A 20,584-nucleotide genomic window follows, 5' to 3' on the forward strand; every position below is an offset into this window, starting at 1 on the left:
TCTAGCCCTCGATGAAATGCGGTTTGAAACGGGAAAGGTTATGGGTGATGCGCGCACGATCTTCGCGAATACCTAAACCGACGCAAGCCTCGCCGACGATCCATGCGCCCAAAACCGGATGGAAACCGTCGAATTCCGGCAAGGGCGCCAAGGCCTGCACCACCATCGGATGATGCGAATAGCTGTCGTCGGGCGCGGATTCGGGGCGCAGGCCGTCCTGATAAAGCGTAACGCCCGCACCTTCGCGCGAGAAGATCGGCTTGGTGACATAGCCGCGCCGCAGCTGGTCCTCGGCGGCGGCAAAGGCTGCGGCGACGGCGGGCGTCGCGGGTCCGTTGCCGCGCAGGGCCGCTTCGACATCGCTGGCGAAAAAGGCCGGCAACAGGTTCGGGTGGCCGGGGAACATCTCCCACAGCAGCGGCAGAAGCGCCTTGTTCGACAAGACCGCTTTCCACGGCGGCTCGATGAAGCGTGTACCCGACGGCTGGAGATGCGGCGCGAATTCGTCGCGCAGCATGTCCTCCCACGGATAGAGCTTGAAAAGCGTACCGATCACGCGGTCCTCGTCATCGGAAAACTGGCCTTCGTCGGTCAGGCCAATCCCCGCAAGAGCGGTGAAATGCGCGCCCAGACCCGCCTCGCGCGCCGACCAGGCCAAAGCCTCTACCGTCGCGTAATCTTCGGGATTGTCCTTGTCGGCCGCGAAATGGATATCGGTGCCCTGATCGGCCATCTCGCCCCAACGCTCGACCAGCGCCTCGTGGATGGCGTTGAACTGGTCGGTATCGGCGGAGAGCACGCCCGCTTGCTGCTGCTCTTCGAGCCAGAGCCATTGGAACGAAGCGGATTCGTAAAGCGATGTCGGCGTATCGGCGTTATATTCCAGCATCTTGGCCGGAGATTTCCCGTCATAGGCCAGATCGAAACGGCCATAAAGCTCGGGCTCGCCATTGGCCCAGGACCGCTCGACCAGATCCCAATAGGGGCGCGGGATATCGAGCCGCGTCAGCCATTCCTCGCTCGTGACAGCTTTGGTGACCGCCTCGCGGCAAAGAGCGTGCAATTCGGTCGAGGGCGCTTCGATATCCTCCTCGATCTGCTGCATGGTAAAGCGGTAGGCGCTGGTTTCGTCCCAATAAGGTTCGCCGCCCATATCGGCGAAGGTGAAACCGACCTCTGCGGCGCGGGCGCGCCATTCGGGACGTTCGGGCAGGGAAATCTTGAGCATTTTGCCTCTTTCGCGTTTCACGACAGATGACAAGGCTGCGGCCGGGATGCAAGTCCGGCCGCAGAAATGTCGGACAAATGCGCGCGATTTATCGCGGCGCGATCCGGTTTTTATCGCGGCGCGATGCTGAGCGCTTCGCCCGCCAGAAGCGCGGCATTGCCACCCGAAGCGGTGGTGTCGATGCACAGTTGCCGCTCGAGAACGACATGGCCTTTGTCCAGAGCCCCGATCAGCGGCAGGATCGCGCCTTTGCGGGCGGCAAGCGCGCGTGCATAGGGACGACCGGCCTCGGCACTGCCCCACCAGACCACGCCCGAGAACCTTTCGAGACGGGTCAGCCAATCGGGATCGGGCAGGCCGTCAAGAGCAAGGCCGTAGCCGCCCAAACGGGTGACCTCGGCAGCCTGCGCTTTGGCCACATCATAGCCCGGCCCGAGGCAAAGCACCGGCTCGCGCGAATAAAGGCTGAGCTGGTTGGTCTCGCCGGTCGGCCCCGGCAGAAGCATGCTGTTCTGCGCGGCGACATTCAGGGAAACCGCTTCAAGATCGTTTTCCAACGTCTTGTAATAGCTGGAATACGGCTTGGATGGCGATGCACTTTCAACAACCGGCGCCGCGGTGAAACGCGCCAGATATTCCGGCCCGCCCGCTTTGGGTCCGGTGCCCGAAAGCCCTTCGCCGCCAAAGGGCTGACTGCCCACGACCGCACCGATCTGGTTGCGGTTGACATAGGCATTGCCGGCATGGACTTGGCCCGCCACGCTTTCGATCCGCGAGGCGATGCGCGAATGCAGGCCGAAGGTCAGGCCGTAACCCGTCTCGTTGATCTGCGCGACAACCCGATCGAGCCCGTTCGCGGGGAAGGTCGCGACATGGAGCACGGGACCGAAGATCTCCTGACCGAGATCGGCAATCGCACCGACACGGATCATGGCCGGACCGATGAAGCTGCCCTCGGCCGGCGCGGCCAGCTGCTTGATCAGGCGGTTCTCCGATTTCGCGCGGGCGATATGGGCGCTGATCGGCGCGGCAGCGTCGGCATCAATGACGGGGCCGACATCGGTCGAGATGCTGGCGGGATCGCCAAGGCTCAGCTCGTCCATTGCCCCCTTGAGCATTTCAAGGACCGGCTCCGCGATATCCTCCTGCAGATAGAGACAGCGCAAAGCCGAGCAGCGCTGGCCCGCCGATTGGAAAGCGCTGGCGAGAATGTCGCGCACGGCCTGTTCGGGCAGCGCGGTCGAATCGACCACCATCGCGTTCAGGCCTCCGGTTTCCGCGATCAGCGGCGCTGTCGGCGAAAGGTGCTCGGCCATGGCGCGGCGGATCATCTGGGCGGTTTCAGTCGAACCGGTAAAGACCACGCCCGCAACCCGCGGATCCGAGGTCAGCGCCGCACCAACCGTCGCGCCGTCACCGGGCAAAAGCTGGAGCGAAGCGACCGGCACGCCCGCACGATGCATCAGCGCGACCGCGTGATGGGCGATCAGGGGCGTCTGTTCGGCGGGTTTCGCCAGAACCCCGTTGCCGGCAGCCAGAGCCGCGGCAATCTGGCCGGTAAAGATCGCGAGCGGGAAGTTCCACGGGCTGATTGCCGTGAAAATCCCGTGCGCCGGATTGTGCAAACCCGCGATCTGCGCCGCATAATAACGCAGGAAGTCAACGGCTTCTCGGATCTCCGAGACGGCATCGGCCAAGGTCTTTCCGGATTCGCGCACCAAAAGGTCCAGCAGGCGGGGGGTATCCGCCTCGTAAAGATCCGCGACGCGGCGCAGCGTTTCGGCGCGGGCGGAATCGGGGGCGCGCCACGGCTCGGCATCCGCCAAAGCGGTCGCGATCTGTTCGCGCGTTGCCTGATGGACATGACCCGCGATGCTGTGGTCGGCGGGGTTGAACACCTGCTCGGCAGGGCCGTTCGCCAGTTCGGCACGGATCAGCGGCGCGGCAACGGCGGGCGCACCGGCCGTGCTGCGCGCGTCGAGCAGAGCATCACGGGCAGGGCGGTCGGCGACGTCATGTCCGCGCGAGTTCTCGCGCTCGGGGGTGAAGAGACCGGTGCCGCGCGCGATCGCTGGGTTCTCGATCTGGGCCAGCCCTTCCAGAGTCGTCAGCGGACAGGCCGCGACCACGGCCGGAGAAATCGCCTCGTCTACGATCTGGTTCACGAAGCTGGAGTTCGCGCCGTTTTCAAGCAAACGCCGCACGAGATAGGCCAGCAGCTCGCGATGCGCGCCGACGGGAGCATAGATGCGCAGGCGCGTCTTGTTGTCGTCCTGAATGAGCCGGTGCAGCCCTTCGCCCATGCCGTGAAGGCGCTGGAATTCGAAGTCGCGCCCCTTGGCCATATCAAGAACGGCGCAGACCGTATGGGCGTTATGCGTGGCGAATTGCGGATAGATACGGTCGGTCATGCCGAGCAGGCGGCGCGCAAGGCCGATATAGCTCACATCGGTCGAAACCTTGCGGGTATAGACCGGAAAATCGGCAAGGCCCGTGACTTGGGCACGCTTGATCTCGGCATCCCAATACGCTCCTTTTACAAGCCTGATCATGATCTTGCGATCAATTCTTCCAGCCATTTCATAGAGCCAGTTGATCGCTTGTCCGGCGCGGCGGCCATAGGCCTGAACGACGATGCCGAAACCCTCCCAGCCCGCCAGAGCCGGATCGGAAAGCGCGGCCTCGATCACCTGGAAAGACAGCGTCAGACGGTAGCTTTCCTCGGCATCGATGGTCAGCGGCATGTCGACAGCGGCGGCGGCGCGGGCGAGGCGGGCAACAATCGGCACAAGCTCGGCCAGAACGCGCTCTTCCTGCGCGGTTTCGTAGCGCGGATGAAGCGCCGAAAGCTTGACCGAGATGCCCGGATTGTCGCGCAGACGCCCCTTGACGCAAGCCGAAGCAATGGCCTCGATCGCCTTGCTATAGGCGGCCTCGTATTTTTTGGCGTCGCCCGCAGTCATCGCGGCCTCGCCCAGCATGTCGTAGCTTTGGGTCGAGCGCGGATCTTCGGCAGCGCGTTTCATCGCCTCCTCGATGGTCTGGCCCAGAACGAATTGGCGGCCCATCTCGCGCATGGCGCGGGTGACGGCGGCGCGGATCACGGGCTGGCCGAGACGACGCACCGCGCCACGGATCAAGCCGGAATCGCGGCGACCGAGCACGCCGCCGGTCAGCATCAGCCCGCGCGTCGACATATTCACCAGCGAGGATTTGGAGCGGCCCTTGTGGCGCTTCCAATCGGCGGGGGCGATCTTGTCCTCAATCAGCGCATCCGAGGTTTCCGCATCGGGAACCCGCAACAGTGCCTCGGCCAGGGACATCAGCGCGAGGCCTTCCTCGGTCGAGAGGCCGTATTCCGCAAGAAAGACCTCCATCAGACCAGGGTGAAGCTGGGCGCGGATGCGTGCGACCAGATCGGCACCGGCAGCCGCGATGCGGGCACGGTCGGCCGCACCCAGATCGGCCTCGGCAATCAGGGCTTTGAGCAGGGGGGCTTCGGGCGCAAGCGTCGCGGCATCAAGCGCGGCCAGAGCGGGGGTATATGCGGACATCTGCGGAACTCCTTGACTTTGTCACGCTTATATCGCTGAACCACGGTCATTTCCGACCAATTGGGGCCAGATCCTTGGACGATAACACCAAAAATGACCGCTCCGGCAATCCGTTTGAACTGGATCGCATGGATTACGCGATTTTGGCCGAATTGGCGCGCGACGGCCGGCTGAGCGTGACCGAGCTGGCCGCCCGTGTCGGCCTGTCGAAGACGCCGGTTCAGGCACGGATGCGCAGGCTGGAAACGGCGGGGGTGATTGCCGGCTACCGCGCCATTCTGTCGCCGGTGCGCATGAACCTCGCCCATGTCGCTTTCGTCGAATTGCGACTGACCGATACGCGAGAGGCGGCGCTTCAGGCCTTCAACAAAGCGGTGCGCGCCATCCCCGAAATCGAGGAATGCCATATGATAGCGGGCGGCTTCGATTATCTGCTCAAAGTGCGCACCACCGACATTACCGATTACCGCCGCGTGCTGGCCGAGCGCATCTCGACCCTGCCTCATGTCGCATCAAGCTCGACTTACGTCGCAATGGAAGCGGTCAAGGATAATGCGGTTGTTTCCCTTCCCAAGTAACAAATACATCAGACTATAGCTGTTATCTCGAATTTGTAGAGGAACAAACAAGCGGGCTTGCTCCCTTTGCCAGTTAGGGCAATCCTGTAGTTCTCAAAGCTCCGAAGGAATCGGGGCGTGACAACAGGGATGCTATCCGAATGACCCAGAGATTCTCGCTTCGCGCGGCGCTGCTTGCGTCGGCTATCGCCTTTGCTCCGGCGGCTTTCGCCGAAACGCCCGCCGATGTGCTGGTGGTTGCGGCCCAGATCGACGACATCATCAGCCTCGATCCGGCGCAGGCCTTCGAGTTTTCGGGCATCGAGGTCGACAACAACCTGTATGACCGCCTCGTCGATTTCGACCCGCTGGACCTGAATGCCGGCATCAAGCCGAGCATCGCGCAGTCGTGGGAAATCAGCGAGGACGGCAAGACCATCGTCCTGACGTTGCGCGAAGACGTGAAATTCCAGTCGGGCAATCCGCTGCGCGCCGAAGATGCGGCATGGTCGCTCCAGCGCGCGGTCAAGCTGAACCTCGGGCCGGCCTTCATCCTGACGCAATTCGGCTTTACCGCCGAGAATGCCGAACAGACCATCACCGCCGACGGCAACAAGCTGACGCTCCAGCTCGACAAACCCTATGCGGTTTCGCTGGTGCTGAACTGCCTGGCCAACAACGTCGGCAACATCATCGACAAGGAAACCGTTCTGGCCAATGTCCAGGGCGACGATTACGGCAATGCGTGGCTTTCGAGCAATTCGGCCGGTTCGGGCCCTTACTCCCTGACCGCATGGAAACCCAACGAGCAGGTCCAGCTGACCGCTTTCGAGGGCTATTGGGGCGAGGCTCCCGCGATGAAGCGGGTGATCGTGCGCAACGTTCAGGAAAGCGCGGCTCAGCGCCTGCTGCTCGAGCAGGGCGATATCGACATTGCCCGCAACCTGACCCCCACCGATATCGAAGGCGTTTCGGCCAACGAAGGGATCAAGATCGCCACCGAGCCGCGCGGCCGCATCCTCTATATGGGGCTGAGCCAAAAGGATCCGCTGCTGCAAAAGCCCGAAGTCATCGAGGCAATGAAATATCTCGTTGACTATCAAGGCATTCAGGACAGCTTCCTGAAAGGCATCTTCAAGACCCACCAAAACATCGTTCCCGAAGGCTATCTCGGCGCTTCCGACGAAAATCCCTATAGCTATGACGTCGAGAAGGCCAAAAAGATCCTGACCGATGCCGGCATCACCTCGGGCACGATCAAGACCGTGGTGCGCGACATCCGCGAATATGTCGATGTGGCGCAGACGCTTCAGGCCTCGATGGCGCAGGCGGGGCTGACGCTGGAAATCCAGCAGATGACCGGCGCGCAGGTGCTTGATGCTTACCGCGCGCGTCAGGTGCCGATCTTCATCGGCGAATGGGGTCCGGACTATGCCGACCCGCAGACCAACGTCTCGACCTTCGCGCTCAATGCCAACAATGCCGATGATGCCAAACTGTCCGAGCTGGCATGGCGCAACTCCTGGGCTGTCCCCGAGGAGATGCAGGCCAAGGTTGCTGCTGCGGTGGTCGAGAACGATTCCGACAAGCGCAAGCAGATGTATCTCGACATCCAGCAGGAATATCGCGAGATCGCCCCGATCGTGCCGCTGTTCCAGCGCGTGGGTCAGGACGGCGTGCGCAAGAATGTCGATCATTGGACGGCTGGCGGCGCGGTTGCCTCGGTCTATTACCGCCAGATCACGAAAAGCGAATAAGCCTTGAGCATGACAGAGACATCCGTCGCGGGCGGGGGGAGCAATCCCCCCGCACCACTTCCGCAACCGCCGGCCCAACCCGAATTGGGGGGCGGACATGGCCGCAAACTCCTGCGCAGTCTGCGCGTCCTTGGCGGCGTGTTTCTGTCACTGGCTTTGACTTTGCTCGGCCTTTTGGTCGTGACCTTCATCATCGGGCGGATCATGCCGATCGATCCGGTGCTGAAAATCGTGGGCGAGCGCGCCACACAGGCGCAATATGACGCCGCCTATCAGGCGCTCGGCCTCGACAAACCGCTGTGGCAGCAATTCGCGATCTATGTCTGGGACGTGATCCACGGCGATTTCGGCAAGTCGATCTCGACCGGCCAGCAGGTCAGCGCCGATCTCAAGCGGGTTTTCCCCGCAACGGTCGAACTCGCGACGCTCGGCACGCTGATCGGGATTGTCGTGGGCGTGCCCCTTGGCGTGATCGCGGCGGCGCGGCGCGGCGGCTGGATCGACCAAATCGCGCGCGTCGTGGCGCTGGTCGGCTATTCGATGCCGATTTTCTGGCTGGGCCTGATGGGGCTTTTGGTCTTTTACGGCATGCTCGGCTGGGTCGGCGGACCGGGCCGTCAGGGCATTCTATATGACGGCATGACCACCGAAGTGACGGGAATGGTCCTTGTCGATACGCTGATCGCGGGCGATTGGGGCGCCTTCAAGGATGCCTTTTCGCATATCATCCTGCCCGCGAGCCTTCTGGGCTATTTCAGCCTTGCCTATATCAGCCGCATGACGCGCAGCTTCATGCTCGAGCAGCTCGGCGGCGAATATATCCTGACCGCCCGCGTCAAGGGCCTGTCAGAGACCCGCGTGATCTGGGGCCATGCCTTCCGCAATATCGCCGTACCATTGCTGACCGTGATCGCGCTGAGCTTTGCGACGTTGCTCGAGGGATCGGTGCTGACCGAGATCATCTTCAGCTGGCCCGGCATCGGGCAATATATCACCAAAGCCATGCTCGCGGGCGATATGAACGCGGTGCTTGGCGGCACGGTGGTGATCGGGACCTGCTTCATCGGTCTGAACCTGCTGAGCGATCTGCTGTATCGCCTGCTCGATCCGCGTTCGCAGTAAGGGGCCGACCATGACCGACAAAACCTCGACCGCCCCCGAACCCTCGTTGCGCGACTGGCTGCTGTCCGAGACCCCCTCGACCCGCAGGCAGGCCCGCTGGGGCGCCTTCTATCAGGGTTGGGTGGTGTTTCGCCGCAACAAGCTGGCGATGCTCGGCCTGATCATTCTGGTCCTGCTGGTGCTCACTGCGATTTTTGCGCCACTGCTTTCACCCTATGATCCCTATGCGCAAAGCCTGCCGAACCGGCTCAAGCCGCCCTCGGCCGCGCATTGGCTGGGGACGGATTCGATGGGCCGCGATATCCTCTCGCGCCTGATCTGGGGCTCGCGCACCACGCTTTTCATCGTGGGTACGGTCGCGCTCATCGCGCCGATCCTCGGGCTTTTGATCGGCACCATTGCGGGCTTTGCCGGCGGCTGGGTCGATCAGGTGCTGATGCGGATCACCGATATTTTCCTCGCATTCCCCAAGCTGATCCTCGCCTTGGCTTTCGTCGCCGCCTTGGGGCCGGGGATCGGCAATGCGGTCCTCGCGCTCGCCTTGACCGCCTGGCCCGCCTATGCGCGCCTTGCCCGCGCCGAGACGCTCTCGATCCGGCGTGCCGATTTCATCGCCGCCGCGCGGCTTCAGGGGGCGGGGCCCACGCGGCTGTTGATCCACCACATCTGGCCGCTCTGCGTCTCCTCGCTGATCGTGAGGGTGGCGCTCGATATGGCGGGGATCATCCTTTCGGCAGCGGGTCTGGGCTTTCTCGGCCTCGGCGCACAGCCGCCGCTTGCGGAATGGGGTGCGATGATCTCGGACGGGCGGACCTATATCATGGACTTCTGGTGGGTCGCCGCCATGCCCGGCCTCGCGATCTTTGTCGTGAGCCTTGCCTTCAACCTGCTCGGCGACGGTTTGCGCGACGTGCTTGATCCGAAAGGAGACAAGGAATGAGCGAGCCGCTTTTGTCGATCCGCGACCTGCGCGTCAGCTTTCCGACCCGTCAGGGCGTTTTCGAGGCCGTGCGCGGCATCAGTTTCGATCTCGGCCGCGAGCGTTTGGGCGTCGTGGGCGAGAGCGGCTCGGGCAAGTCGATGACCGGCCGCTCGATCCTCGGTCTGGTGCGTGCGCCCGGCAAGGTCAGCGCCAGCCGGATGGAGCTGAACGGCCGCTCGATCCTGAACCTGCCCCCGCGCGAGATGCGCAAGATCCGCGGCAGCAAGATCAGCATGGTCATGCAGGATCCGAAATTCAGCCTCAATCCGGTGATGACCATCGGCGCGCAGATCGTCGAGAGCTTCCGCCAGAACACCAAGGCCAGCCGCGCCGAGGCCCGCGCCAAAGCGCTCGAAATGCTGGCCGCCGTACAGATCCGCGACCCCGAGCGCGTGTTCGACGCCTATCCGCATGAAGTGTCCGGTGGCATGGGACAGCGCATCATGATCGCCATGATGCTGGCGCCGAACCCCGAGATCCTGATCGCGGACGAGCCGACCTCGGCGCTTGACGTCTCGGTTCGCGCCGAAGTCCTCAACATCATGGACCGGCTGGTGCGCGATCGCGGCATGGGGCTGATTTTCATCAGCCACGACCTCAATCTGGTGTCGCAATTTTGTGACCGTGTACTGATCATGTATGCGGGTCGCGTCGTCGAAAGCCTCAAGGCCAGCGAGCTGCACAACGCCCGCCATCCCTATACCCAAGGGCTGCTGAACAGCCTGCCGCGTCTCGACCATCCGGTCGAGCGGCTCTCGGTTCTCGAACGCCAACAAAGCTGGCGCGACGAGGAAATCATGACTTCTGCGCCGGGCGGGCTGTGACATGCTGACAGTAGACAATCTCGACGTCTGGTTCGGCCAGGCCCCGCAACGCGTCGATGCGGTCAAGGGCGTGAGCTTTGCCGTCGCGCAAGGCGAAAGCTTCGGCCTTGTCGGCGAAAGCGGCTCGGGCAAATCCACGATCCTGCGCGCAATCACCGGCCTCGCGCCGACATGGTCGGGCCGCGTCACCATCGAGGGCGAGGCGCTTTCGGGGGGCAAACGCAGCCGGTCCTTCTACAAGACCGTGCAGATGGTCTTTCAGGACCCTTATGCCAGCCTCCATCCGCGCCATTCCGTCGACGGCGTTTTGTCGGAAACACTGCATTTGCAGGGCGAAAAGAACGTCGACAAACGCATCAACGAGCTTCTCGAGGCGGTCGGTCTGGGGCAGGGGTTCCGCTTCCGCTATCCGCACCAGCTTTCGGGCGGACAGCGCCAGCGTGTCGCCATCGCCCGCGCTTTGGCCGCGAAACCGCGGCTTTTGCTGCTCGACGAGCCGACCTCGGCGCTTGATGTCTCGGTTCAGGCCGAGATCTTGAACCTGCTTGGCGATCTGCGCCGCGAACACGGGCTGACCTTCGTCATGGTCAGCCACGACCTCGCGGTGGTCAGCCATATGTGCGACCGGCTGGCGGTGATGCGGGGAGGAGAGCTGGTCGAGGTCATGGATGCCGCGACCCTGCGGTCGGGGTCTGCGCAAAGCGATTACGCGCGCAACCTGATCCGTGCAAGCATGGGTTACGCGCGGGCCTGAGGCCTGCGCGCAGCCGCACCCTCAGGCCGCCACACCAAAGAGGCGGCCGACGCCTGCGGTGATCCCGAGCGCGATCATCCCCCAGATCGCGACCCGCGTCACGGCGGGCACCAAAGGCGCGCCGCCCGCCTTCGCGCCGATCCCGCCCAGAAGCGCCAAAGCGATCAGCGTGGAAACCATCACGAAGACCATCACCATCGACACCGGCGCGACAATCGCGGCCAAAAGCGGCACCGCCGCGCCAAGGCTGAAGGTCACCGCAGAGGTCACCGCCGCCTGCAGCGGATTGGCGGCGGATGCTTCGGTCAGTCCGATCTCGTCGCGGATATGGGCGGCGAGCGCATCATGTTGCGAGACCTCGGCGGCGGCCTTCCACGCTGTTTCGCGCGTCATGCCGCGGCTCTCGTAGATCTCGGCCAGCTCGCGCAGCTCGTCATGGGGCGATTGTTCGAGCGCGAGACGCTCGCGCTCGATATCGGCGGCCTCGGTATCGGCCTGCGAGCTGACCGAGACATATTCTCCCGCAGCCATCGACAAGGCTCCCGCGGTCAGACCCGCAACCCCCGCAATCAGGATCGCCTGCGGGCCGGGATCGGCGGCCGCCACCCCCATGATAAGCGCGCCGGTCGAGACGATGCCGTCATTGGCGCCCAGCACCGCCGCGCGCAGCCAACCGAGCCTGCCCACGAAGTGCGGATCATCAGGGTGGGCGCTGGCCTCGTCGGCTTTCTGGTCGGATGCGGGATTGAGCGACATGTTGGGCCCTCCGGTACTTTGCGCACAAAGCATAACGGGATCCCGCGCGATGAACAGGGCATTGCGCGCATGGCAGGCTGGCCGCCAAATCAACGCAAGGGCATGCGGCGCCGGGGCCGCCTTGCCAGTTGCAATGACCTTGCAACTGGGGCAATCAGGGTCATGATCATCGAAGATCGCGCCCAGAGTTACGAAGAAGCCTTGCGCCGGAGCGGCATAAGGATCACCCGCCAGCGGGCCGCGCTTTTGCGCATTCTGGCCGACACCGACGACCACCCCGATGCCACCGCGCTCCATGCGCGGGCGACGGCTGCGGGGGCAGGTGTCTCGCTCGCGACGGTCTACCGCACCTTGGCCGAGCTCGAGGCGCAAGGTCTGATCCACAAGGTCGAATTCGTCGGGGAGCCCGCGCGTTACGAGCCGGCCGACCAGCGCCACCACGACCATATGATCGACGTCGAAACCGGACAGGTCGTGGAATTCTTCAACGAGCGGATCGAAAAGCTTCAGGCCGAGATCGCCGCCGAAATGGGTTACGAGATCCTGCGCCACCGGCTGGAACTTTATGTCAGGAAACTGCCGTGAGCGAGGCCGCGAGCGCCTCGGGGCTGCGCGTCTACGACAAGATCATCTCGGATCGCGGATCGCGCTATGCGGTTTCGGGCGGTCCGGCGAAAAGCCGCGCCGAAGTCGCGGCCCTTCTGGGCGAGCTTTGCGCCAACAAGCGCTTCGCCAAGGCCACGCATCATTCATGGGCGGGCATTCTGGGCGGCGAGGCACTCAAGGATGACGACGGAGAATCCGGTGCCGGCGCACTGATCCTGCAGATGCTCGAACGGGCAGGGCTGGCCGATCATATCGTGATCGTGACGCGCTGGTATGGCGGCAAGCATCTCGGCGGCGACCGCTTCCGCCATGTCGCCGATGCCGTTCGCCACTATCTTGCCGAGATCGGCAAGGGCTGACCGCAAACCGCCGCAACCGCGCCCCTTCAGAGCAGAACCCAGCTCCAATCCGACAGCCCGACCAGCCATTCCGCGATCAGCGGAATGCGATCGGTTGCGAGCAGCAAGGCGAAAGCCGCCACGCCGAGGCCAAAGCCGCCCCGCAAAAGTGCCGCGCGACGGGGCGACGGGGCGATTTTGCGCAAAAGCCCAAGCCAGAGCAGCGCGATCGGCATGAAAGGCAGCGCCATCGCCAGCGCATAGACAATCAGCGCGGCGATGCCCTGAAGCTGCAAGGCCCGCTCGCTGTGCGCGGTCAGCCGCAAAATGGCGGAAAGCGCGGGACCGATACAGGGGATCAGCCCCATGCCGAAGGCCAGACCGCTTGCAAAAGCCGCCGTCTTTCCCGTGAGCAGGCGGGGCGGGCGGGACGGAAAGGCATAACATGCGCCCCACACCCCGAGCCAAAGCGCCGCAAGCGCGGTCAGGCCCGGTCGCGCCGACAATAGCATCTGGCCGAAGCCGCTGCGTCCCAGCCCGATCTGGAGAAAGGCGAGCGCAATCCCGAGCGAGAAAGCAAAAACCGCAGACAAAAACGGGGCCGCGCCGCGCCCTTGCGCCAATCCGCGCGCCCCGAACCAGCACAAGGCGAAGGGCAGAACCGGCAGGATGCAAGGCGAGAAAAACGCAAGGAGACCGGCGAACGCCGGCGTCATCGCGTGCGCCCCCTCGCAGGCAGAGATCGCCGCCTAGCGCGCGAGTTGAAGCACATTCAGCTCGGATTCGACATAGGGCTTGGGCAAAACGATCCGTGCCTGACGCGGGCCGGTCACCTCCAAAAGGCCGGCGTCGGGGAAGAATTGCTCGAGCGATTTCGGGTCGATCCGCGAGGGCAGATCCTCGTAGGCGGGCGGGGTGCTGCCGCGGATGTAATCGGTTCCGAGATAGACGATCCGGTCGCCGTCACGGTGCAAGGTCCCGCGCGTCAGTTGCGAGCCGGTCTGCTTTTCGAAGACCAGAGCGTCGCCCTCGACACGGATTTCGCAGCGATAGGGCGGATAGATCACGCCGGGCGTGACGCCGCCGATCTTGGTCATATTGCATTTCCACTCGCCCACCAATCCGGCCAAGGCGCCGTCGTCCACCGTCTGGGGCCGCCCGCGCAGGGCGGCGACAATGGCGAAGATCGTCTCGTCATTACCTTCGTTCAGCGCCTGACGCAGCGCCTCGCCATAGGTCAGATCGAGCGCGTCCAGCCGTTCGGCATCATCGGCACGGATCGGGGTTCCGTCGCGCAGGGTCTCGAATTTCGGGGCATCGGATTGCGGCGCGGCACCGGGGGCCGCCTCGACAGAAAGGCCCGCAAAACCGGACAGCGTGAAACCAAGGGCCAAAGCACAGCCGGCCGTCAAAACTCGATACATCAACTCACCCTCGTTACGTTCGTTTATTCTTCTTTCACGCTGCGGGAATGGGCACGAAGCAGGGCAAGCGGGACCAGTTCGAGCGCGCGGGAATGTGTCGATTCCAGCACGACGGTCGGCGCTGCGAATTCCTGCGCGGCTTCCAGAAAGCGTGCCGCACAAAGACACCAGCGATCCCCCGGCTTCAACCCCGGAAAACGGAACTCGGGCCGCGGCGTCGAGAGATCGTTGCCCAGATATTTCGACATGGCGAGAAATTCGGCGGTCACGGTGACGCAAACCGTGTGGCTGCCGCGATCCTCGGGGCCGGTGTTGCAACAGCCGTCGCGATAAAAGCCGGTCAGCGGGTCCATCGAGCACGGCTCGAGCTTGGTCCCCAGAACGTTCAGCACATCTGTCATCGCCCTATCCCTCCGCTGCGGAGCTGCGCAAACCCGGGGCCGGCCGCTCGGACCGGACTAGGACAACCGCTCCGGCCGCCAGTCGATCCAGCGCCCGTGAAAATCGGCCCGCCCGAGGCTCCATTCGTTTCGGCCCTCACCCTGCCACAGCTCCAGCCGCATTGCAGCCCCCGGCCGGCCGCTTCCGGCCGGATCGGCCTCGAGCGAAAGGCGGGCAAGCGGATTTTCGCGACCCGCCCTTTGCCCTGCGGCCTCGAGTGCGGCCATGCAGCGCGCCTGCACCGCGGGCGGAAAATACTGCCAGGCGATGGTATGGATGACCAAGGTGGTTTGCCCTCGCTGCAAGGGGGCTTCGGACAGCCGGCTTTCCAGCCAGAAAGCCGCGTCGTCGCGATCGACCTGCGGAGGATGGCTCTTGGCCAGATCAAGCGCCGCCTCGAGCCGCGCGATTCGCTCGGGTTGATCGGCCCAGACATAGGCCAAAAGCCGAAGCCGGTCGGCAACCGGATCGAGCGGCGCGAGATCGACACCCCGCGCATGTGCGACGCGCGGCATCCGTCCCGAAGGCAGAGCATTCCCCCGCCATTCGGGCCGAAGGATCAGCCCCGCATCGGGGTCTCCAAGATATTCTTGATTAACTTCAATCGTATATCGATTAAAGTTTAGGTTCAATCCGGCCGAACAGCCCAATTCCAACACCGACAAAGCATGTGTACCACCGGTCAGGTCACCCAGAAACCGTGCCCCCGCGATCAGCACGGCAGAGCGGCCGACCTCGTTGGTTTGGGGCGCACGCTCGAGCCAGTCGAGAATGCGTGCCTCGTGCCGCGCCAAAACGCCTGCGAGCAGGGGCCAGTCGAACCGGCGTGCCTCATAGGCGTCCTCGAGCGCGGGATCATGGTGCTCGAGGGCGATGGCGCGCAAAGCTCCGGCAAGGCGCAGCGCCAAAGCGTCGCGCTTGCTTCCCGGATCGCCGGACCAGTCCAAAAGCCGCGCCGCAACCGCTCCGTCATCGGCAGAGAGGCGGGACGCAAACAAGGTCAAAATTTCCGCGGTCAGCGGCGAGCCGAGGTGGCGGCAGCTTTGCGCCTGATCCAGACAGGCCGCGCGAAAGACCTCGTCCGGCGTCAGGCGCGCGCTCATTTGAAGCGCTCCGCCAAAGCGCGAAGCTTGTCCATGGCCGAAGGCACCGGCGCATCGGCGGGCGGAAAGACCGGAGGCGTTGCGGCTTTGCCGGCCTCGGGCGCGGGCTTTTCGCCGGACCTGCTGGATTGCGCCTGTCCCTCGGGGCGCTGGCTGCCCGAATTGCGCGCCGGAGCGACCCGCGCGGAGACGGCATTGAGAAAACGCGCATCCTCGCCCTGTGCGAGCGCCGCCGCCCCGTCCGAAATCCCGCGCAGGACATCCTCGACCAGATCGGCCTCCGCTTTGGCGAAGTCGGCCAAAACATAGCCCGCCACGCGGTCCTTGTGGCCGGGATGGCCGATGCCGATGCGGATGCGGCGATAATCCTCGCCGATATGCTGATGGATCGAGCGCAGGCCGTTATGACCGGCATGGCCGCCGCCGGTTTTGAGCCGCACTTTGCCCGGCGGAAGATCAAGCTCGTCATGCAGCACGATCACATCGGCAGGCTCGAGGTTGAGATAACGCATCGCCTCGCCGACCGATTGGCCGGACAGATTCATAAAAGTTGAGGGTTTGAGCAGGATAACCCGCTCGTTTCCCAACCGTCCTTCGGCGGTCTCGCCCTGAAATCGGCTCCGCCAAGGCGAAAACCCATGGTCCGACGCGATGCGGTCCAGCGCCAGAAATCCGATATTGTGACGGTTTCCGGCATATTTTGCGCCGGGATTCCCCAAACCAACGATAAGCAGCATTGTCGAGCCTCCTAAGCGTGCCTAGATAACGTCCTAGTCCAGAAGGGGCAATTTTTATCCGTCTCTTGCCCTCGGGGCGGGGCGTTACTAAGACTCTGTCAAGCTTTGCCGTTTATGACACAAGCTTCGGGGCATGATTTGCAACGAAACGCATGGAAGAAACGGAAGCGGGCAGAGACCACAGGCAGGGAAATACATGCAAGATCCGGCAGAATTCTATATGAACACGCTCGTTCCCATGGTTGTCGAACAGACCAGCCGGGGCGAACGCGCCTATGATATCTTCTCGCGCCTGCTCAAAGAGCGGATCATTTTCGTCTCGGGCCCTGTCCATGACGGAATGTCGACGCTGATCTGTGCGCAATTGCTGTTTCTGGAAGCGGAGAACCCGACCAAGGACATCAGCATGTACATCAACAGCCCCGGCGGTGTCGTGACCTCGGGTCTGTCGATCTACGACACGATGCAATACATCCGCCCGCGCGTCTCGACGCTGGTGGTGGGGCAGGCGGCCTCGATGGGCTCGCTGCTGCTGTGCGCCGGTGAAAAGGGCATGCGTTATTCGCTTCCCAACAGCCGCGTCATGGTCCACCAGCCCTCGGGCGGCTTCCAGGGTCAGGCAACCGACATTCTCATCCATGCGCGCGAGACCGAAAAGCTCAAGCGCCGCCTGAACGAGATTTATGTCGAACACACCGGCCGCAGCCTCGCCGAAGTCGAGGAAGCGCTCGAACGTGACCGCTTCCTGTCGCCGCAAGAGGCCAAAGATTGGGGTCTGATCGACGAGGTCATGGTCCCGCGCGGCAAGGCAGACCCGAACAGCTGATCGGTGCCCTTTGGGCCGGCCGCTTTAGCCAAGAACTTTTTTTGGGGATTGTGACCGCTCGGCGCCATCCCTAACATGAAAACCAAAGGCTCGGGCGGCATTGGCCGCCCAGTCGCGGCGCGACCCGGAAATGTGCAGTGACTGGCATTTCCGGCTTAGGAGCAAGGAACTGAACGATGGCGAACCAGCCCGGCGGCGACAGCAAAAACACGCTCTACTGCAGCTTTTGCGGCAAGAGCCAGCACGAGGTCCGCAAACTTATCGCCGGCCCGACCGTGTTCATCTGCGACGAATGCGTCGAGTTGTGCATGGATATCATCCGCGAGGAGACGAAATCCTCGGCGCTCAAATCGGGCGACGGCGTGCCGACCCCGCGCGAGATTTGCGGTGTGCTTGATGATTACGTGATCGGGCAGGAGCATGCCAAACGCGTGCTCTCGGTGGCGGTTCACAACCACTACAAGCGCCTGAACCACAGCTCGAAATCGGATATCGAACTCGCGAAGTCGAACATCCTGCTGATCGGCCCGACCGGTACCGGCAAGACGCTGCTGGCGCAGACGCTGGCGCGCATCCTCGACGTGCCCTTCACCATGGCCGATGCGACCACGCTGACCGAGGCCGGCTATGTCGGCGAAGATGTCGAAAACATCATCCTGAAACTGCTTCAGGCGAGCGAATACAACGTCGAACGTGCGCAGCGCGGCATCGTCTATATCGACGAGGTCGACAAGATCACGCGCAAATCGGACAATCCCTCGATCACCCGCGACGTTTCGGGCGAGGGCGTGCAGCAAGCGCTTCTGAAGATCATGGAGGGCACGGTTGCCAGCGTTCCGCCGCAAGGGGGCCGCAAGCATCCGCAGCAGGAATTCCTGCAGGTCGACACGACCAATATCCTCTTCATCTGCGGCGGCGCTTTCGCGGGCCTCGACCGGATCATCGCGCAGCGCAACAAGGGCACGGCGATCGGCTTCGGCGCTTCCGTCAAGGAAAATGACGATCGCGGCGTGGGCGAACTCTTCAAACAGCTCGAGCCCGAGGATCTGCTGAAATTCGGCCTCATCCCCGAATTTGTCGGCCGCCTGCCGGTGATCGCGACGCTTGGCGATCTCGATGAAGAAGCCCTGATGATCATTCTGACCCAGCCGAAAAACGCTTTGGTCAAGCAGTATCAGCGCCTTTTCGACCTCGAAAATGTCAAACTGACCTTCACCGACGATGCCTTGACCGCAATCGCCCGCCGCGCCATCAAGCGCAAAACCGGCGCGCGCGGCCTGCGTTCGATCATGGAAGACATCCTGCTCGATACGATGTTCGACCTTCCGGGTCTTGACAGTGTTTCCGAGGTGGTCGTGAATGAGGAAGCGGTCGAAAATGCTTCGGCCAAACCGCTTCTGATCCATGCCGATCCCAAGAAGGAAACCGCTGCTTCGGCCGGTTGATCTCTCGGCCTGAAATCCGCAAGCCGCAGCAAGTTCGACCTTGCTGCGGCTTTTCCTTTGCCGATCATTATTAGGCAATTCGGCAAATGAGCAAGCGCGCGCTCAAGCCCTCTGGACCTGTGTGCGCGGATTTGCGATACCCGTTTCGAATTACTGAGGAAGGCTCGATTATGTCCCTGATCTCTCGCGTGACGACTTGGTGGAAAGGCCAGACCCTGAACACTCAGGTCTGGACTGCCCTTTACGGCGAAAAAGTCGGAGAGGATGATCAGGGTAATATCTTCTACCAATCGGGTGGCGGTAAACGGCGCTGGGTGATTTTCAACGGCGAATCCGAAGCAAGCCGCATCGGCCCCGATTGGCACGGCTGGCTGCACCACACCTATGACGAGCCGCCGACCTCTGATCCTTTGCGCCGCAAGTCGTGGGAATTGCCGCATAAAGCCAATGTTTCCGGCTCGGTCGATGCCTATCGTCCGGCGGGCTCGCTGTACAATGCCTCCCCCGCGCCGCGTCAAGATTACGATGCCTGGCAGCCGGAATAAGCAATGACGAGCGCTGCCGAACGGGCCGAATTCTGGGTCGGATCGGCCGTAATCGCGGTTGCCGCGGGCTTTCTTGCCTGGTCGTTTTCCGGAAGTAGCGCCTTGACCACGCGTTTGGGCAAGAGCTACGAGCTGCGCGCAGCCTTCCCCAACGTAGACGGGATCGAGCCCGGCACCGATATCCGCATCGGCGGCGTCAAGGTCGGTCGGGTCAGCGCGGTCCAGCTCAATCCGGAGAGCTTTCTTGCCGAAGCGAGCTTCAGCATTCCACAGGCGATCCAGCTTCCCTCCGATACGGCGGCGCTGATCCAGTCGGACGGCCTGTTGGGCGGCTCCTATATCGAGCTTCAACCGGGCGGGGCGGCGGACAATCTTGCCCCCGGCGACGAAATCGAAGATGTGCAGGGCGCCGTCAGCCTGATCACCCTGATGATGAAATTCGTCGATTCCCAATCTTCTGCCAAGGACGAAACACCATGACCCGCTGGATGCTTGCCCTGATCCTGTCGGCGGGGCTCGCTCTGCCTGCTTTCGCGCAAGAGGCCGAAGGCGAAAGCGAAGAGGAATATCAGGACCCCGCGCTTCTTCCCGTGCCTGCCGAACCTTCTGCTGCCGAGCGCGAGGCTGCCGCCGCAGCCCAATTGCGCGGCGCGAAAACCCAGCGTGCCGAGGGTGCGCATCTGCGCGGTCTGGATAAAATCACCGGTAAAACGCAGGATATCACGCTGGCGACAGGCGAGGCTTTCACCTTTGGCCGTCTCGACATCCGGCTTGGCGAATGCCGCTTTCCGCAGGCCGATCCCAGCTCGGATGCCTATGCCGAATTGACGATCAACGATCAATCCGCAAACAAGACGGTTTTTGCGGGTTGGATGCTGGCATCCTCTCCGGCAGTTTCGGCGCTCGATGATGCGCGCTACGATGTCTGGGTGATTTCCTGCACCAGCTCCTGATCGGCGGCGAGGGTGACGGCGCTTAACGGCGCGGGATCGAGAGCGACAGCCCCGACCAACATCCGCCGATAGATCTGGCGCGGGATCTCGCGCCCGCCCATACTCGCGAGATGCGGCGTCAGATATTGCGTATCGAAAAGGCGGTAACCGCCTTTGCGCAGCAGCCAATCCATCCACAAAAGCGCCATGCGCGAGCCGCTCGTACGCGTCGAAAACATGCTCTCGCCGAAGTAAGCGCCGCCGAGCGTCACGCCAAAGATCCCGCCCGCGCGTTTTCCATCATGAAAAACTTCGAGCGCATGGGCATGGCCGCTCTCGTAAAGTTCGTGGTAGAGCCGCTTCAGCGGTGCGTTGATCCAGGTCTCGTCGCGGGCAGCGCAGCCTTCAACGATGGAATCGAAATCGTCAGCATGGCGGGCCGACCAGCCCCCCCGCCGCAAATCGCGCAACAACGTGCGCGAAGCATGCAGATTGCCCAAAGGAAGAATGCCGCGCGGATCGGGGTTGAACCAGTAAAGCTCGTCCTCGCCAGCAGCGGCGGCCATCGGGAAAAGACCGCGCGCATAGGCGGAAAGAAGCTCTGAAGCCGTCAACATGTCGAAACCAAGCTACCGGCGAAAACGTGGCCAACC

Annotated in this window: 22 protein-coding genes; 13 read left to right on the plus strand and 9 right to left on the minus strand. The window is 63.0% G+C overall.

What is annotated here, in order from left to right; translation table 11 throughout:
• Nucleotide 1 precedes the first annotated feature (1 nt).
• The gene (locus ACFFUC_RS05700) at nucleotides 2-1,228 is read right to left on the minus strand and encodes a glutathionylspermidine synthase family protein (RefSeq protein WP_377684371.1); all 1,227 of its coding nucleotides are present in this window, start codon (nucleotides 1,226-1,228) and stop codon (nucleotides 2-4) included.
• Nucleotides 1,229-1,338: 110 nt separating this feature from the next.
• Nucleotides 1,339-4,782, minus strand: a complete 3,444-nt coding sequence (gene putA / locus ACFFUC_RS05705) for a bifunctional proline dehydrogenase/L-glutamate gamma-semialdehyde dehydrogenase PutA (protein WP_377684373.1) — start codon at nucleotides 4,780-4,782, stop codon at nucleotides 1,339-1,341.
• 128 nt (nucleotides 4,783-4,910) lie between these two features.
• Here putA and ACFFUC_RS05710 point away from each other — a divergent pair, with 128 nt between their 5' ends.
• From ACFFUC_RS05710 to ACFFUC_RS05735, 6 genes are all read left to right on the plus strand, one after another.
• On the plus strand, nucleotides 4,911-5,360 hold the full coding sequence (locus tag ACFFUC_RS05710; RefSeq protein WP_377684374.1) for an Lrp/AsnC family transcriptional regulator: 450 nt from the start codon (nucleotides 4,911-4,913) through the stop codon (nucleotides 5,358-5,360).
• Between the two features lie 140 nt (nucleotides 5,361-5,500).
• Complete coding sequence (locus tag ACFFUC_RS05715; RefSeq protein ID WP_377684376.1) at nucleotides 5,501-7,096, plus strand: ABC transporter substrate-binding protein; 1,596 nt, start codon at nucleotides 5,501-5,503, stop codon at nucleotides 7,094-7,096.
• A 9-nt stretch (nucleotides 7,097-7,105) separates the two neighbouring features.
• Entirely contained in the window at nucleotides 7,106-8,218 is a 1,113-nt protein-coding gene (locus ACFFUC_RS05720; RefSeq protein ID WP_377684378.1) for an ABC transporter permease, read from the plus strand.
• A gap of 10 nt (nucleotides 8,219-8,228) precedes the next feature.
• Nucleotides 8,229-9,158: a nickel transporter permease gene (gene nikC / locus ACFFUC_RS05725; protein WP_377684379.1), complete on the plus strand. Its 930-nt coding sequence runs from the start codon at nucleotides 8,229-8,231 to the stop codon at nucleotides 9,156-9,158.
• Nucleotides 9,155-10,024 (plus strand): ABC transporter ATP-binding protein, encoded by an 870-nt coding sequence (locus ACFFUC_RS05730; RefSeq protein ID WP_377684381.1) that lies wholly within the window; start codon nucleotides 9,155-9,157, stop codon nucleotides 10,022-10,024. Before nikC ends, ACFFUC_RS05730 begins: the two co-directional genes overlap by 4 nt.
• Nucleotide 10,025: 1 nt before the next feature.
• Nucleotides 10,026-10,778, plus strand: a complete 753-nt coding sequence (locus ACFFUC_RS05735; RefSeq protein WP_377684383.1) for an ABC transporter ATP-binding protein — start codon at nucleotides 10,026-10,028, stop codon at nucleotides 10,776-10,778.
• Nucleotides 10,779-10,799: 21 nt separating this feature from the next.
• Here ACFFUC_RS05735 and ACFFUC_RS05740 read toward each other — a convergent pair whose 3' ends face one another.
• A complete protein-coding gene (locus ACFFUC_RS05740) occupies nucleotides 10,800-11,534 on the minus strand; it encodes a VIT1/CCC1 transporter family protein (RefSeq protein ID WP_377684384.1) in 735 nt (244 codons plus the stop codon).
• A 162-nt stretch (nucleotides 11,535-11,696) separates the two neighbouring features.
• On the opposite strand from ACFFUC_RS05740, the gene ACFFUC_RS05745 reads away from it, so the two are divergent.
• Nucleotides 11,697-12,119, plus strand: a complete 423-nt coding sequence (locus ACFFUC_RS05745) for a Fur family transcriptional regulator (protein WP_377684386.1) — start codon at nucleotides 11,697-11,699, stop codon at nucleotides 12,117-12,119.
• Nucleotides 12,116-12,499: a YigZ family protein gene (locus ACFFUC_RS05750; protein ID WP_377684388.1), complete on the plus strand. Its 384-nt coding sequence runs from the start codon at nucleotides 12,116-12,118 to the stop codon at nucleotides 12,497-12,499. The genes ACFFUC_RS05745 and ACFFUC_RS05750 overlap by 4 nt, the downstream gene beginning before the upstream one ends.
• 26 nt (nucleotides 12,500-12,525) lie before the next feature.
• Here the strand turns inward: ACFFUC_RS05750 and ACFFUC_RS05755 are convergent, their stop codons facing one another.
• From ACFFUC_RS05755 to pth, 5 genes are read right to left on the minus strand one after another with little or no spacing between them, the layout of a single operon-like run.
• Nucleotides 12,526-13,194: a cytochrome c biogenesis CcdA family protein gene (locus tag ACFFUC_RS05755; RefSeq protein WP_377684390.1), complete on the minus strand. Its 669-nt coding sequence runs from the start codon at nucleotides 13,192-13,194 to the stop codon at nucleotides 12,526-12,528.
• Nucleotides 13,195-13,227: 33 nt separating this feature from the next.
• Nucleotides 13,228-13,902 carry a DUF4893 domain-containing protein gene (locus tag ACFFUC_RS05760; RefSeq protein WP_377684392.1) on the minus strand — a complete coding sequence of 225 codons (675 nt, stop codon included), beginning with the start codon at nucleotides 13,900-13,902 and terminating at the stop codon, nucleotides 13,228-13,230.
• A 23-nt stretch (nucleotides 13,903-13,925) separates the two neighbouring features.
• The gene (locus ACFFUC_RS05765; protein WP_377684394.1) at nucleotides 13,926-14,303 is read right to left on the minus strand and encodes a DUF2237 family protein; all 378 of its coding nucleotides are present in this window, start codon (nucleotides 14,301-14,303) and stop codon (nucleotides 13,926-13,928) included.
• 57 nt (nucleotides 14,304-14,360) lie between these two features.
• On the minus strand, nucleotides 14,361-15,446 hold the full coding sequence (locus ACFFUC_RS05770) for a DUF2332 domain-containing protein (protein ID WP_377684395.1): 1,086 nt from the start codon (nucleotides 15,444-15,446) through the stop codon (nucleotides 14,361-14,363).
• Nucleotides 15,443-16,183 (minus strand): aminoacyl-tRNA hydrolase, encoded by a 741-nt coding sequence (pth, locus tag ACFFUC_RS05775; RefSeq protein ID WP_377684397.1) that lies wholly within the window; start codon nucleotides 16,181-16,183, stop codon nucleotides 15,443-15,445. The genes ACFFUC_RS05770 and pth overlap by 4 nt, the downstream gene beginning before the upstream one ends.
• A gap of 196 nt (nucleotides 16,184-16,379) precedes the next feature.
• Here pth and ACFFUC_RS05780 point away from each other — a divergent pair, with 196 nt between their 5' ends.
• The 5 genes from ACFFUC_RS05780 to ACFFUC_RS05800 all read left to right on the plus strand — a co-directional run bounded on the left by ACFFUC_RS05780 (nucleotide 16,380) and on the right by ACFFUC_RS05800 (nucleotide 19,952).
• Nucleotides 16,380-17,009: an ATP-dependent Clp protease proteolytic subunit gene (locus ACFFUC_RS05780; RefSeq protein ID WP_377684398.1), complete on the plus strand. Its 630-nt coding sequence runs from the start codon at nucleotides 16,380-16,382 to the stop codon at nucleotides 17,007-17,009.
• 176 nt (nucleotides 17,010-17,185) lie between these two features.
• Nucleotides 17,186-18,454, plus strand: a complete 1,269-nt coding sequence (gene clpX / locus ACFFUC_RS05785; RefSeq protein ID WP_377684400.1) for an ATP-dependent Clp protease ATP-binding subunit ClpX — start codon at nucleotides 17,186-17,188, stop codon at nucleotides 18,452-18,454.
• 170 nt (nucleotides 18,455-18,624) lie between these two features.
• The gene (locus ACFFUC_RS05790; protein WP_377684401.1) at nucleotides 18,625-18,999 is read left to right on the plus strand and encodes an NADH:ubiquinone oxidoreductase subunit NDUFA12; all 375 of its coding nucleotides are present in this window, start codon (nucleotides 18,625-18,627) and stop codon (nucleotides 18,997-18,999) included.
• 3 nt (nucleotides 19,000-19,002) lie between these two features.
• Nucleotides 19,003-19,479: an outer membrane lipid asymmetry maintenance protein MlaD gene (gene mlaD, locus ACFFUC_RS05795; RefSeq protein ID WP_377684402.1), complete on the plus strand. Its 477-nt coding sequence runs from the start codon at nucleotides 19,003-19,005 to the stop codon at nucleotides 19,477-19,479.
• On the plus strand, nucleotides 19,476-19,952 hold the full coding sequence (locus ACFFUC_RS05800) for a DUF2155 domain-containing protein (RefSeq protein WP_377684404.1): 477 nt from the start codon (nucleotides 19,476-19,478) through the stop codon (nucleotides 19,950-19,952). The genes mlaD and ACFFUC_RS05800 overlap by 4 nt, the downstream gene beginning before the upstream one ends.
• Here ACFFUC_RS05800 and aat read toward each other — a convergent pair.
• Complete coding sequence (gene aat, locus ACFFUC_RS05805) at nucleotides 19,916-20,548, minus strand: leucyl/phenylalanyl-tRNA--protein transferase (protein ID WP_377684405.1); 633 nt, start codon at nucleotides 20,546-20,548, stop codon at nucleotides 19,916-19,918. The genes ACFFUC_RS05800 and aat overlap by 37 nt on opposite strands.
• Between the last annotated feature and the right edge of the window lie 36 nt (nucleotides 20,549-20,584).

Origin of the sequence: Paracoccus cavernae, assembly GCF_042430175.1 — a bacterium.
Lineage (GTDB): Bacteria > Pseudomonadota > Alphaproteobacteria > Rhodobacterales > Rhodobacteraceae > Paracoccus > Paracoccus cavernae.

Coding starts and splice junctions, on each gene's coding strand:
- ACFFUC_RS05700 (WP_377684371.1), bottom strand. CDS start 1,228: ATGCTCAAGATTTCCCTGCCCGAACGTCCCGAATGGCGCGCCCGCGCC.
- putA (WP_377684373.1), bottom strand. CDS start 4,782: ATGTCCGCATATACCCCCGCTCTGGCCGCGCTTGATGCCGCGACGCTT.
- ACFFUC_RS05710 (WP_377684374.1), top strand. CDS start 4,911: ATGGATTACGCGATTTTGGCCGAATTGGCGCGCGACGGCCGGCTGAGC.
- ACFFUC_RS05715 (WP_377684376.1), top strand. CDS start 5,501: ATGACCCAGAGATTCTCGCTTCGCGCGGCGCTGCTTGCGTCGGCTATC.
- ACFFUC_RS05720 (WP_377684378.1), top strand. CDS start 7,106: ATGACAGAGACATCCGTCGCGGGCGGGGGGAGCAATCCCCCCGCACCA.
- nikC (WP_377684379.1), top strand. CDS start 8,229: ATGACCGACAAAACCTCGACCGCCCCCGAACCCTCGTTGCGCGACTGG.
- ACFFUC_RS05730 (WP_377684381.1), top strand. CDS start 9,155: ATGAGCGAGCCGCTTTTGTCGATCCGCGACCTGCGCGTCAGCTTTCCG.
- ACFFUC_RS05735 (WP_377684383.1), top strand. CDS start 10,026: ATGCTGACAGTAGACAATCTCGACGTCTGGTTCGGCCAGGCCCCGCAA.
- ACFFUC_RS05740 (WP_377684384.1), bottom strand. CDS start 11,534: ATGTCGCTCAATCCCGCATCCGACCAGAAAGCCGACGAGGCCAGCGCC.
- ACFFUC_RS05745 (WP_377684386.1), top strand. CDS start 11,697: ATGATCATCGAAGATCGCGCCCAGAGTTACGAAGAAGCCTTGCGCCGG.
- ACFFUC_RS05755 (WP_377684390.1), bottom strand. CDS start 13,194: ATGACGCCGGCGTTCGCCGGTCTCCTTGCGTTTTTCTCGCCTTGCATC.
- ACFFUC_RS05760 (WP_377684392.1), bottom strand. CDS start 13,902: ATGTATCGAGTTTTGACGGCCGGCTGTGCTTTGGCCCTTGGTTTCACG.
- ACFFUC_RS05765 (WP_377684394.1), bottom strand. CDS start 14,303: ATGACAGATGTGCTGAACGTTCTGGGGACCAAGCTCGAGCCGTGCTCG.
- ACFFUC_RS05770 (WP_377684395.1), bottom strand. CDS start 15,446: ATGAGCGCGCGCCTGACGCCGGACGAGGTCTTTCGCGCGGCCTGTCTG.
- pth (WP_377684397.1), bottom strand. CDS start 16,183: ATGCTGCTTATCGTTGGTTTGGGGAATCCCGGCGCAAAATATGCCGGA.
- ACFFUC_RS05780 (WP_377684398.1), top strand. CDS start 16,380: ATGCAAGATCCGGCAGAATTCTATATGAACACGCTCGTTCCCATGGTT.
- clpX (WP_377684400.1), top strand. CDS start 17,186: ATGGCGAACCAGCCCGGCGGCGACAGCAAAAACACGCTCTACTGCAGC.
- ACFFUC_RS05790 (WP_377684401.1), top strand. CDS start 18,625: ATGTCCCTGATCTCTCGCGTGACGACTTGGTGGAAAGGCCAGACCCTG.
- mlaD (WP_377684402.1), top strand. CDS start 19,003: ATGACGAGCGCTGCCGAACGGGCCGAATTCTGGGTCGGATCGGCCGTA.
- ACFFUC_RS05800 (WP_377684404.1), top strand. CDS start 19,476: ATGACCCGCTGGATGCTTGCCCTGATCCTGTCGGCGGGGCTCGCTCTG.
- aat (WP_377684405.1), bottom strand. CDS start 20,548: ATGTTGACGGCTTCAGAGCTTCTTTCCGCCTATGCGCGCGGTCTTTTC.